Genomic DNA, 12,610 nt, shown 5'->3' on the forward strand with positions numbered 1-12,610 from the left:
GAGAAAACATACTACTGAATCGATTATGCCAAATAGCACAGCAGTAATATGTGCCATAGAGCACAGTTCAGGATGAATTAAAATGGCTATTTATTTGAGTTTTCAATCTGATAACAAATATAGAATAGTAAACCTTTATTCTTTAACGTTATTCACAGTCTATATAGATACACAAAGAATAAACAACCTCAGCTAATACTTAAAAATAATGCATTAACATAAAAAATATATCTTGTTAAATTCGATAATAATATCGCTCTGTCATTGTGAATTTTTTGTTTTTAGTTATTATAACTACAAGTTAGAACTAACAAACCAATTTAGGTTAACTAGCATATGTCGAGTTTAATTTCAGCACGGTTACTTACCCTTATAATACCTGTTATTTTAAGTGGTTGTTCAAGTATTATGACTCATGCCGGCCCTTCAGAAGGCTATTATCCGGGTTCTAAAAATAGTATTAAAATGATTAAAGATGATGAGACAGGTTGGGTTGTTAGGCCGCTACTTGCTATTGACCTTCCATTTTCTTTCATAATGGATACCCTTTTAATTCCATTAGACTATTCTAGGTCGAATAACGACTCAAAAGAAGATTCCCCCAAAAAGCGCTTGGAAGAATTAGATAAAAAACAATAAATTAATGAATTTATTTAATGTTACCTGTTTTTTAATGGTAATGACTTAATTTAAATAATTATATACCCACTAGTTTTATGGGATTTTTGTAAACTTAAAGGCAACTAACAACCTATTTTTTATAATAGTTTTGATTAGAATTATCTTTTTATTGGGTCAAAGTAATTAAACTATAGATGCTTATTTATATAGCCTAAATTAAATGTTATCTTCCTACTTTGACGAGAAATAACAACAGAATAAAATAAAGCAAATTATGAATAAAAAAGTTAACTAGAACATTTTTATTCATAATAATAGTGAATACCTTACTAAAATTTAACAAGATAACCCTGTTTCTACGATATAAATTTGCCTGAAACCATCTAGGTCACGCATAAAAGCAATCAGTTTATTGTTAGGAGAAAAAACAACAGCATCTGCTACTGGAGGTTGCTGGGTTCTCTCTGTTAATCTTTCTATAGCCCCAGATGCAACATGACAACGAACTACACTGTTATCCCAGATAAAAGCGATATACTCACCAGTGCTATCCCAATTAAATGCTGATTGAATTGGAGATAAGCTATGAGTAATTTGTAATATTCCCCCTGTAAGTGTATCTACTAAATATAACTGAGCATTACCGTGGTCGTCTGCCATCAAACAGGCGATTGATTGACCATTCGGTGAGGCTCTAAGCCAATGCCTTGGCTGCTTTGCTAGCCCTGGGAACTTTCTGTGATGTGTAAAGGTTAAACGCCTTTGAGACACCCCTTTTGGTGGAAAGGGCATCCGTGACTCCGTGCCTTGAATGGGGCACTCCCCTGCTATTGTGTATTTTTCAGGCTTTGCTGGGAGATCAACAAGATAAACCTCTGGCACAATGTCCCCATTTATAGAATGGGTATCACCAATAAATGCTAATGCCCTTTCTTGCCACTCCCCATTGCTTTTTTGATACCCTCTAACCCCGACCCACCCCTCTTCATATGCTCGGCTAATTTGATCGCTATTTGGCGCAGGCTCTAATGTGGTTTGCGTTACTACGCAACAGAAATAATCCCCATTATATTCCCTACAATGCTGTTTCACAGCGACCTCAACAGACCCAGCTGGAACGGCTACAGCTACATTCCGTTGGTCTAATTTTGCATCTAATTCATGCATTACATGGTCGTTATAGGTAAAACTCAGCCATTTTCCATCAGGGCTAAAAACATGTACATGAGTGCCTCCCCTTAACGCCCCCACTAAATAAGGAGGTGTAATACACATGGCATCAATAGGATAGGCAACATTTAGCTGTTCATCATGAACGTATACTCCTCGACGATGATGAAAGTCATACTGCCAATGCTCATCTGGATATTCAGGGCCGTGTATAAAGGCATATTTGGCCGGTGAATTTGGGCTGACAGTAACAACACCGACATGAGCCCCGTGACTCGCACGATAAATCTCAACCAGTTGTAACGTATTTACATGAATTTTTTCTATCGATAAACCAGTAAAAGAGCTCCCGCTTGGACGGACATCATAAGCTAACCATTCGCTATCAGGCGTCCATACATTAATATTAGTCAGCTGATGACATCTATTATCATAGGTTAAACGTGTTTCTTTATAAGGTAATTTGCTATTCAATCTGTTATCCTTTGGCATCATTAACTATCACTATCGGATTACTTTAACTAATCTACCCTATTGAGTACTAGAAAATCTCAGTCGAGAAGTTATTAAAGTAATAATACCCTTTAGTAATAACCTTAGCATCGAATAAAACCATCATGTTATTAAGTGTACTTTATATCATTGGTATCACCGCCGAAGCCATGACTGGGGCGCTTGCTGCTGGTCGGAGAAAAATGGACGTCTTTGGCGTCATCATTATTGCATCTGCCACTGCGATTGGCGGTGGCTCCGTCCGTGATATTTTACTTGGTCACTACCCTCTTGGTTGGGTCGAACACCCAGAGTATATTCTGACTGTTGCTGGAGCCGCTATTGTAACAATTTGGATAGCTCCGATGATGAAACACTTAAGACGGTTATTTTTAATTTTGGATGCTATCGGGCTTATTGTTTTTTCTATACTTGGCGCTCAAATTGCGTTAGATATGAATTACAGCCCAATCATTGCAGCAATCGCCGCAGTGATTACTGGTGTTTTTGGTGGTGTTTTAAGAGACATGTTGTGTAATACCATACCTTTAGTGTTCCAAAAAGAAGTCTATGCGGGTGTCTCTTTTGCCGCTGCTTGGATTTACATCGGTTTGGTGCATACCCCACTCCCCAAAGATATTGTCGTTATCATTACCCTTGTTGTTGGCTTAAGTGCTAGGTTAATAGCAATTCGCTATCGCCTTGGGCTTCCCATTTTTAATTATGAAAGCCAAGATTAATTACCTCTATAACCAAACTTCTCGCCCCAAAGTGAACTGAACGACGGGGCTCTGCCGTATGTTGAATAACAACTTTTGAGTGATTACTTACTCCCCATTAACAACACTAAATTAAGGGGAGTTTACTTGTCTACCCGCCAACACTTGTAGAATCAATTGGACTTCAGGCTCTGCTAACCATTTGCTAAGTTTTTTCTTTTGATTGGCGGTTAATTTCATTTTGTTAATCACAGATTGGTTATCCAACATTTTCAAATCAGTAATTCGCCCTATATATTCTTTTGGTAAAGGGATCGCTAGCCCCCTTAACCATGCAGAAAGTGGTTGGACACTGGCCAATCTTAATTGCTCAATTAATAACTGATTTCTTTTATTTTTAGGTAAACTATTTTGCCATGACTCTGATAGCCATGTTGTTAGCTGAGTGAGGTTATTATGAGTGACCCACTGCTGCCATGTGGCTTCACTGATCCCTTTCATATTTAATTGCTTACCTAACCAAACGAGCCTCGCAACGAACTGTTGCAGGCAAGACCTCGTATAAGTAAAACAAGTTAATGAGTGGAATTGTATAAAATTGGTGGTATCAGGATAAAGTCGTTCTTCTCGCCGCCAAACAACTTCTTCAATTTTCGGTGTCCCCAACCCTGAAAGGGAGACAAGGACTTTATCTCCGACTAACAAATCACGTTTTTTCCATGAAGACAGCGACCCTAGACTTACCCTAGAAATTTTTTTTGAATCAATCGTCACTGGGCTAATGACTGCGACAACACTGACCCGCCCTGTTCGACCTACTTTGAACTGTAATTCGACGATACCTGACAACGTGCTACGAAACGGGTATTTCCACGCTATCGCCCAACTATTTTGCTTAGCCTGCCAAGCCTGTGCGCTTGGGGCAGGGAAACTTTTTAATACTATGCCGTCGGTTACGAAAGGTAATTTACTTTGATAGTAATATTCACGTAATTGCTTAACGTCAGCTTTACTTTCAATCTTATGGCTATATTGCTCTGCAAGTGGGAAGCCGATTTTAGAAAGTAATGACAGCTGTGTTTTGGGGTCAGTATTTCCCGATGGCCACGCCCAAATGAAAATGCCAATATTATTTTCATTGGATGTTGGCAAATTTTTTCGCATTAACCACCCAGCGACTTTATTTCTCGCATTCATTCCCCCATATTCTGCTTGAATATGTTCATGCATTTGCCAAAAAAGCTCCCCCTGAAGGATTAATGTCCCCTGATGTTTAATTTTTTTAGGTACTGTAGGGATAAAATCCGCTTTTGCTCGCCACTCTATGCCTTCAAGGTTATTACCTCTACTTATCATTGAAATAAGTTGCCCATTTTCATAAACCAAGCTGACTGCTACACCATCGATTTTTGGTTGAAGCCAAATATCCTTGCGTGTATTTATCCAGTTATAGACTTCTCGTTCATTAAGTTTTTTTAACCCTGTATGGGGGATTGGGTGTTTAGCCAATAACACTTTTTCAGGAAGAGGGACAGGGGGAAGTTTTTCTGAAAGCTGGCGACACCGCTGCATAGAGCGCCATAGGTTGAGTAATTGGTCATAGGCTTCATCACTAATTGGGCTACTACCTGATAACTGATAAGCCTGATCCCACTTCTGTAATTGTCCCCCTAACCTATTACTCTCTTGAGCTATTAAGGTGAGGTTTTTTGCTTCGCACAGTCCGTCAACTGAATGATTACTCGCCGCCTGCACCACATTTACACCAACCACTAACCCAACAATTAATTTGCTTAGCCTATAAACTAAAACCAATATATACCTACAGATAATAGAAAACATAAACATTCCTTGTCGTTATCCACCGATGACGGTGCCTTCATTTAGCTCTTTTCTACCCCCTTAAGCATGAAGCTATTTTTTGTAGCACTCATATCAAAATGCCGTTATTTGCAAAAGTCTTCGCAAAAAAAATGTGATTTTCATAAGTAAAAGACTAATTTCTGGAACCGGCTCACAACTTGATCGCAAATTAAATATTTTTATCTAAAATTCATGGTTTATTGTTATCGCTGCATGTTAGCGCAAGTATGTGTATACTATGTCGGGTTTATCACCATCTTTTATGTTTAATCCTCGACTATTCAAGAAATCATCATGATACAAGGCACGTTATATATTGTTTCTGCGCCTAGCGGTGCGGGTAAATCAAGTCTCATTCAGGCTTTATTAAAAACACAACCATTGTATGACACTCAAGTTTCTGTTTCTCATACAACACGAGCAGCACGTCCTGGGGAAGTTCATGGCGAACACTATTTCTTTGTATCTGAAGCTGATTTTTTAGGTATGGTCGAAAAAGGTGAGTTCTTAGAACATGCTTGTGTTTTTGGTAATTATTATGGAACGTCTAAACCTATCATCGAAGATGTCCTAAATAGTGGTGTCGATGTTTTTTTAGATATTGATTGGCAGGGAGCGCAACAAATTAGGGCAAAAATGCCTGAAGCCCGTAGTATTTTTATTCTCCCTCCATCAAAAGATGAGTTATATCGCAGGTTACGAGGCCGTGGGCAAGACAGCGATGAAGTGATTGAAAAACGGATGTCGCAAGCAGTAGGTGAAATTGAACATTTCAACGAGTATGATTACCTTATTGTTAATGATGATTTCAACACGGCATTAAGTGATTTACAATCTATCATCCGAACTGAACGTTTGAAATTAGAGCGCCAAGTTCAAAGACATGGTGCTTTAATCAGCAAATTACTAGCAGACTGAGAATAGTTTCAGTATCATATCAGGTCATTTTTTTATTTCTTTGGAGTAGCACACTTATGGCACGCGTAACTGTTCAAGACGCAGTAGAGAAAATTGGTAACCGTTTTGACCTCGTATTGGTCGCAGCACGTAGAGCTCGTCAGTTACAAACGGGCGGAAAAGACCCTTTAGTTCCTGAAGAAAACGATAAATATACTGTTATCGCGTTACGTGAAGTAGAAGAAGGCTTAATCAACGGTCACATTTTAGATGTGCGTGAGCGCCAAGAGCAGCAAGAGCAAGAAGCGGCTGAAATGCAGGCAGTTTCTGCAATCGCTGAAGGTCGTCGCTAATCACTAAGGTGGGTCTGCCTTGTATCTGTTTGAAAGCCTTAATTTAGTCATTCAAAAGTATCTCCCTAAAGAACAAGTTGAATTACTAAGAAAAGCCTATGTTGTCGCGCGGGATGCCCATGAAGGACAGACCCGCTCAAGTGGTGAGCCTTATATAACTCACCCAGTTGCTGTTGCTTGTATTCTTGCTGAAATGCGGCTGGATCATGAAACACTTATGGCAGCGCTACTTCATGATGTGATTGAAGATACTCCAGCGACATTCCAAGATATAGAAGAGCTGTTTGGTACCACGGTGGCCGGTTTGGTCGAAGGGGTATCCAAACTAGACAAGCTTAACTTTCGCGACAAAAAAGAAGCTCAAGCAGAAAACTTCCGCAAAATGATCATGGCGATGGTAAAAGACATCCGGGTCATTTTGATCAAACTGGCAGACCGCACTCACAATATGCGCACCTTAGGGTCTTTAAGGCCTGATAAACGCCGTCGCATTGCTCGTGAAACCCTTGAAATCTATAGCCCTTTAGCTCATAGATTGGGTATACATCATATAAAAACAGAGCTCGAAGAACTCGGTTTTGAAGCGTTATATCCTAACCGTTACCGCGTAATCAAAGAAGTGGTAAAAGCGGCTAGAGGTAACCGTAAAGAGATGATCCAAAAAATCCTCTCTGAAATTGACGGCCGCCTAACCGAAGCTGGTGTACCTTGCCGAGTCAGTGGGCGGGAAAAGCACCTTTATTCCATCTATCGTAAAATGCACCAAAAAGAGCAGCGTTTCCATTCCATCATGGATATCTATGCTTTCAGGGTTATTGTCAAAGATGTGGATACTTGCTACCGCGTGTTAGGCCAAATGCATAGTCTATATAAGCCACGTCCGGGGCGTATAAAGGACTATATTGCTATTCCTAAAGCTAACGGCTATCAATCGCTACATACCTCTCTAATTGGGCCTCACGGGGTACCTGTTGAAGTACAAATTCGTACTGAAGACATGGACCAAATGGCTGAAATGGGGGTTGCTGCACACTGGGCTTATAAAGAACAAGGTGAACAAGGCACTACAGCGCAAGTTAGAGCACAGCGCTGGATGCAAAGTTTGCTTGAATTACAACAAAGTGCGGGCAGTTCATTTGAGTTTATTGAAAGCGTTAAATCAGACTTATTCCCTGATGAAATTTACGTTTTTACACCGGAAGGGCGAATTGTTGAATTACCGACCGGAGCAACGCCTGTTGACTTTGCGTATGCCGTGCATACTGATATTGGCCATGCCTGCGTAGGCGCCCGTGTTGACCGCCAGCCTTATCCTCTATCACAGTCACTCACTAGTGGTCAAACTGTCGAAATCATTACTGCTCCTGGTGCGCGGCCAAATGCAGCTTGGCTTAATTTTGTCGTGAGTTCGAAGGCTCGCGCCAAAATACGCCAATTATTAAAGAATTTAAAACGTGAAGATTCTATCAACTTAGGTCGCCGTTTACTGAATCACGCTTTAGGAGCCGGAAATAAATTAGCGGATATCCCCCAAGGGAACATCGATGCTGAACTGGCACGCATGAAACTACACTCAATTGATGACCTACTGGCAGAAATCGGGTTGGGGAATGCAATGAGCGTAGTCGTTGCCCGTAATTTACAAAATAACGCTCAAACGACACCTGAAGAACAACCTGTCGTAGAAAGTCGCAACAAATTATCAATCAAAGGGGCTGATGGCGTTTTAATTACTTTCGCCAAATGTTGCCGCCCTATTCCCGGCGACCCAATTGTCGCACATATCAGTCCCGGTAAAGGTTTGGTTATCCACCATGAATCTTGTCGCAATATACGCGGTTATCAAAAAGAACCCGATAAATTTATGCCGGTCGACTGGGATAACGACACTAATACCGATTTCATCGCTGAAATTAAAGTGGATATGATCAACCACCAAGGTGCTCTTGCAAACTTAACTGCCGCAATCAATGATGCAAACTCTAGTATTCAAAGTATGAATACTGAAGAAAAAGATGGTCGCGTGTATTGTGCCTTTATCCGCCTAACAACTAAAAACCGTGTTCAATTGGCGAATGTCATGCGTAAAATTCGTATCATGCCAGATGTCCTACGTGTTAGCCGAAACCGTAATTAACTACTATGAATGAACGCCGCTATCGCCGCATTTGCCAAATGATGGCGATGCGGCAACCCGACCTAACTCTCTGTCTTGAAGAAATTCACAAACCTCACAATGTTTCCGCTATTGTACGTAGCGCTGACGCCGTAGGGGTCCATCAAATTCATGCTATTTGGCCCGACCAACAGATGAGGCTCTCTGTCTCCTCAGCCGCGGGAAGCAATAGTTGGGTAAAAATCATTTCGCATCAATCAACTGAAGATGCGATTACCCAAATAAAATCACAAAATATGCAAGTTCTAGCAACCAACTTATCTGAGCATGCGGTTGATTTTCGCGAGATTGATTATACCCGTCCAACTTGTATTATGATGGGGCAAGAGAAAAAAGGAATTTCACAACAAGCTCTCACATTAGCGGATAGCCATATCATCATTCCAATGGCAGGCATGGTGCAATCTCTAAACGTTTCAGTTGCTTGTGCATTAATCCTATATGAAGCACAAAGGCAACGGCAGCAAGCGGGCATGTATGAACGCGAATACAGCCTACTATCGCCACATGAACAACAAGAATGGCTATTTGAAGGTGGCTACCCTGTACTGGCAGAGGTTGCTAAACGTAAAGGCCTTCCTCGCCCATTTATTAATGATCAGGGGCAGATTGAAGCTGATGACGAATGGTGGGTACAAATGCAATTAACTGAAAAAATGAAAAGACGGCAATTTGGTTAAGGAAAAGGACATAATATGAATAATGGGCTACTTGATACCATTTCTCTGACCTCATTGCATGGAATTGGTGCAAGCCAGTCAGAAAAGATGCGTAAAATCGGTTTGAACACCGTTCAAGATCTGCTCCTCCATTTTCCTCTTCGCTACGAAGACCATACCCGCCTTTACCAAATCAAAGATCTTTTACCTGGAACTACAGCAACTATTACTGGCGAGGTGTTACAAACAAAAGTTGTCTTTGGACGACGAAGGATGATGACTTGCCTGATAACAGATGGAACCGGCAACCTCACCTTACGTTTTTTCAATTTTTCTGCGGCGATGAAAAACAACTTAGCCGAAGGGCGTCGGGTTACAGCTTATGGTGAAGTACGTCGAGGAAATACAGGCCCAGAAATTATTCACCCTGAATATAAAGTTTCTCAAGATGCCGATAATGTTACTTTACAAGAAAATTTAACACCGGTTTACCCCACAACAGAAGGGGTACGCCAAGCCACATTACGCAAAGTCATCGATCAAGCTCTTGCTCTGCTTAGTAATGGGAAAATTAAAGAACTACTTCCTGAAGAACTTAGCCGGGGGATGATTAGCTTACCAGATGCAATACGCCTGTTGCACACCCCTCCACCAAACGTCGCGTTGAGTGAACTGGAAAAAGGTCATCACCCAGCCCAAAAACGTTTAGTGCTTGAAGAGCTACTCGCTCACCACCTAAGTATGTTAGCGATCCGTGCAGGTAATGAGCGTCTGTATGCAGAGCCATTAATCAATAATGGTAAGCTAAAAACACAACTCTTAGCCCAACTTCCTTTTTCACCCACCAAGGCTCAAAATCGAGTTGTCAGTGAAATCGAAGCAGACCTTGCTAAAAACGCGCCTATGATGCGCTTAATTCAAGGTGATGTCGGGTCAGGGAAAACCCTTGTCGCGGCCTTAGCGGCTCTCTGTGCTATCGAGAATGGCAAACAAGTTGCCTTAATGGCACCTACCGAAATTTTAGCGGAGCAACATGCTAATACATTTAAGCAATGGTTCGAACCTTTAGGTATCAAAGTTGGCTGGCTCGCTGGGAAGCAAAAAGGTAAAGCACGCCAACAGCAACAAGAAGCGATAGCCAATGGTGAAGTGGCAATGGTTGTTGGGACGCATGCTATTTTCCAAGAACAAGTCAGCTTTAAAGCTTTAGGGCTGGTAATTATTGATGAACAACACCGCTTTGGGGTTCATCAGCGGCTCGCTCTGCGTGAAAAAGGCGAAAAACAAGGCTTCCACCCCCATCAATTAATTATGACCGCAACGCCCATTCCACGCACGCTAGCAATGACCGCCTATGCAGACTTAGATACATCAATTATTGATGAACTTCCACCGGGTCGAACACCTGTAACTACGGTTGCAATACCGGATACACGGCGTAATGATATTATCGAACGAGTTCGCCAAGCTTGTATCGAAGAAGGCCGCCAAGCCTATTGGGTATGCACTTTGATTGAAGATTCGGAGTTATTAGAAGCTCAGGCCGCTCAGGTAACAAGTGAAGAATTAGCCCTAGCATTGCCTGAATTGAAAGTGGGTTTGGTACACGGTCGTATGAAACCCGCAGAAAAACAAAGCATCATGGCTGCTTTTAAAAATAATGAAATTCAGCTACTTGTTGCGACCACGGTTATTGAGGTCGGTGTAGACGTGCCTAATGCCAGTTTAATGATAATCGACAACCCTGAACGTTTAGGCCTCGCACAACTGCATCAATTAAGAGGGCGTGTAGGGCGAGGGGCTATCGCCTCCCACTGTGTATTACTCTATAAAACACCGTTAACTCACACCGCAAAGCAAAGGTTGCAAGTCTTACGAGACAGCAATGATGGTTTTGTGATCGCCCAAAAAGACCTTGAAATTCGCGGGCCTGGGGAGCTATTAGGGGCGAAGCAAACGGGTAATGCCGATTTTAAAGTCGCTGATTTATTACGCGACCAATATATGTTGCCAGAAGTGCAACGCATTGCTCGTCATATTCAGCAACACTACCCTGAAAACGCGCAGCAAATTATTGATCGCTGGTTACCAGAGCGGGAACAATATAGCCACGCTTAATTATTACATAGCAACCTATCATTATTGTTTATTCATATCTTAAAACGAAAATTGCCGTGAAAAATTTCACGGCAATACCTGCTTTACTTATTATTATTTAATCTATGTTATCCAGCAATCGTTGGAAATATCGGTAGCAATAGATACAGTTTAATCACGATTGCATTAACGATATCAATAAAGAATGCTCCAACCATTGGCACGACTAAGAATGCTAGGTGAGATGGGCCTAGCCTATCTGTTACCGCCTGCATATTTGCAATTGCAGTCGGTGTCGCACCAAGACCGAAGCCACAATGACCCGCAGCTAAAATAGCAGCATCATAATTTTTGCCCATCACTCGGAAGGTGACAAAAATCGCATACCCTGCCATAACACAAGCTTGAACAGCCAAAATAACTATCATCGGAATTGCCAATGATGCTAATTCCCATAATTTTAAGCTCATTAATGCCATTGCTAAGAATAATGAAAGGCTGACGTTCCCCATGACGGAAACCGCGCGATCAAATACACGGTAAAAACCCAGCAATGATAAGCTATTACTTAAAATCACACCGACAAACAGCACACACACAAATTTCGGTAACGCGAACACTGTGTCCGCTAATAAACCTGCAATATAGCTTCCCACCAGCAAACAGATAGCAATTAATGCAATAGTTTCAATTAAAACCATTGAAGTGATCATTCGCCCTGATTGCGGTTTTTCAAATGCGCTAGGAACGTCTTTATCATCGTCAGTATTTCCCGGCGTTGGGATATTTCGAGTTAAGAAGCGAGCAACAGGCCCACCGATTAACCCACCCAGAACCAAACCAAACGTTGCACAAGCCATAGCAACTTCTGTTGCACTCTGGAAACCGTAACTCTCGGTAAAAATTTTACCCCATGCCGCACCAGTACCATGACCACCGGATAAAGTTACAGAACCCGCTAACAGCCCCATTAATGGGTCTAGGCCAAGTAACTCAGCAAGAGCAATACCCACCGTGTTTTGAACAAGCAGTAACCCTACAACAACAAAAATGAAAATAAACAATGCCTTACCACCTGCCTTCAAACTCGCTAAGTTAGCATTTAGGCCGATTGTGGCAAAAAATGCCAGCATCATTGGTTCTTGCAGTGATAAGTCAAAAGAAAGGCTCCAGTCAAATAATTGCTTCAGCAATAAAAGACTAAAAGCGACTAACAACCCGCCCGCAACGGGCTCTGGGATAGTGTATTTTTCAAGAAAGGGAACTGATTTTACCAGTTTACGCCCAAGCAATAATACTAAGGTAGCAGCTACTAGCGTACCGTAGACATCGAGATGATACATTTACGTACCTCGTCTGTTGTTAAAATTATTAAAAACCAATAAGACGTTAATATCTTCCTTAAAACGCCAAAAGCAGGTTATAGGATTAGAAAAAAAAACTGTTATAAATACAAGTTAAAAGATATAAAAATGTGACAGCGTTATTTAACTATCGTATAAAACTTTTTCTGCGCAAACGATTGCTTTTTAATTTCGCCGCATTACAATGCGTTTTTTGGTG

Annotated in this window: 10 protein-coding genes; 7 read left to right on the forward strand and 3 right to left on the reverse strand. The window is 41.3% G+C overall.

Going from position 1 to position 12,610, the window contains the following annotated elements; genetic code table 11:
- Positions 1 to 336: 336 nt before the first annotated feature.
- Positions 337 to 639, forward strand: coding sequence for a YceK/YidQ family lipoprotein (locus ACPEH5_RS09210; protein WP_281110814.1), 303 nt, complete (start codon positions 337 to 339; stop codon positions 637 to 639).
- A gap of 318 nt (positions 640 to 957) precedes the next feature.
- Here ACPEH5_RS09210 and ACPEH5_RS09215 read toward each other — a convergent pair whose 3' ends face one another.
- A complete protein-coding gene (locus ACPEH5_RS09215) occupies positions 958 to 2,286 on the reverse strand; it encodes a DUF3748 domain-containing protein (RefSeq protein ID WP_281110815.1) in 1,329 nt (442 codons plus the stop codon).
- Between the two features lie 122 nt (positions 2,287 to 2,408).
- Between ACPEH5_RS09215 and ACPEH5_RS09220 the strand changes: the two genes are divergently transcribed.
- Complete coding sequence (locus ACPEH5_RS09220) at positions 2,409 to 3,023, forward strand: trimeric intracellular cation channel family protein (RefSeq protein ID WP_042847674.1); 615 nt, start codon at positions 2,409 to 2,411, stop codon at positions 3,021 to 3,023.
- Positions 3,024 to 3,134: 111 nt separating this feature from the next.
- On the opposite strand, the gene ligB is transcribed toward ACPEH5_RS09220, so the two are convergent.
- Entirely contained in the window at positions 3,135 to 4,844 is a 1,710-nt protein-coding gene (gene ligB / locus ACPEH5_RS09225; protein WP_166686796.1) for an NAD-dependent DNA ligase LigB, read from the reverse strand.
- A gap of 315 nt (positions 4,845 to 5,159) precedes the next feature.
- On the opposite strand from ligB, the gene gmk reads away from it, so the two are divergent.
- From gmk to recG, 5 genes are read left to right on the forward strand one after another with little or no spacing between them, the layout of a single operon-like run.
- Positions 5,160 to 5,783, forward strand: a complete 624-nt coding sequence (gene gmk / locus ACPEH5_RS09230; protein WP_042847679.1) for a guanylate kinase — start codon at positions 5,160 to 5,162, stop codon at positions 5,781 to 5,783.
- A gap of 56 nt (positions 5,784 to 5,839) precedes the next feature.
- Positions 5,840 to 6,115, forward strand: a complete 276-nt coding sequence (rpoZ, locus tag ACPEH5_RS09235) for a DNA-directed RNA polymerase subunit omega (RefSeq protein ID WP_004262665.1) — start codon at positions 5,840 to 5,842, stop codon at positions 6,113 to 6,115.
- A 19-nt stretch (positions 6,116 to 6,134) separates the two neighbouring features.
- Positions 6,135 to 8,252 carry a bifunctional GTP diphosphokinase/guanosine-3',5'-bis pyrophosphate 3'-pyrophosphohydrolase gene (spoT, locus tag ACPEH5_RS09240; RefSeq protein WP_129466948.1) on the forward strand — a complete coding sequence of 706 codons (2,118 nt, stop codon included), beginning with the start codon at positions 6,135 to 6,137 and terminating at the stop codon, positions 8,250 to 8,252.
- A gap of 5 nt (positions 8,253 to 8,257) precedes the next feature.
- The gene (gene trmH / locus ACPEH5_RS09245) at positions 8,258 to 8,971 is read left to right on the forward strand and encodes a tRNA (guanosine(18)-2'-O)-methyltransferase TrmH (protein WP_042847682.1); all 714 of its coding nucleotides are present in this window, start codon (positions 8,258 to 8,260) and stop codon (positions 8,969 to 8,971) included.
- Positions 8,972 to 8,986: 15 nt separating this feature from the next.
- Positions 8,987 to 11,068: an ATP-dependent DNA helicase RecG gene (gene recG / locus ACPEH5_RS09250; protein WP_042847683.1), complete on the forward strand. Its 2,082-nt coding sequence runs from the start codon at positions 8,987 to 8,989 to the stop codon at positions 11,066 to 11,068.
- A gap of 107 nt (positions 11,069 to 11,175) precedes the next feature.
- On the opposite strand, the gene gltS is transcribed toward recG, so the two are convergent.
- A complete protein-coding gene (gltS, locus tag ACPEH5_RS09255) occupies positions 11,176 to 12,390 on the reverse strand; it encodes a sodium/glutamate symporter (protein ID WP_042847684.1) in 1,215 nt (404 codons plus the stop codon).
- Positions 12,391 to 12,610: the final 220 nt, after the last annotated feature.

Source organism: Providencia sp. NPDC089933, from assembly GCF_049545585.1.
Taxonomy (GTDB): Bacteria; Pseudomonadota; Gammaproteobacteria; order Enterobacterales; family Enterobacteriaceae; genus Providencia; species Providencia huashanensis.

Coding starts and splice junctions, on each gene's coding strand:
- ACPEH5_RS09210 (WP_281110814.1), top strand. CDS start 337: ATGTCGAGTTTAATTTCAGCACGGTTACTTACCCTTATAATACCTGTT.
- ACPEH5_RS09215 (WP_281110815.1), bottom strand. CDS start 2,286: ATGATGCCAAAGGATAACAGATTGAATAGCAAATTACCTTATAAAGAA.
- ACPEH5_RS09220 (WP_042847674.1), top strand. CDS start 2,409: ATGTTATTAAGTGTACTTTATATCATTGGTATCACCGCCGAAGCCATG.
- ligB (WP_166686796.1), bottom strand. CDS start 4,844: ATGTTTTCTATTATCTGTAGGTATATATTGGTTTTAGTTTATAGGCTA.
- gmk (WP_042847679.1), top strand. CDS start 5,160: ATGATACAAGGCACGTTATATATTGTTTCTGCGCCTAGCGGTGCGGGT.
- rpoZ (WP_004262665.1), top strand. CDS start 5,840: ATGGCACGCGTAACTGTTCAAGACGCAGTAGAGAAAATTGGTAACCGT.
- trmH (WP_042847682.1), top strand. CDS start 8,258: ATGAATGAACGCCGCTATCGCCGCATTTGCCAAATGATGGCGATGCGG.
- recG (WP_042847683.1), top strand. CDS start 8,987: ATGAATAATGGGCTACTTGATACCATTTCTCTGACCTCATTGCATGGA.
- gltS (WP_042847684.1), bottom strand. CDS start 12,390: ATGTATCATCTCGATGTCTACGGTACGCTAGTAGCTGCTACCTTAGTA.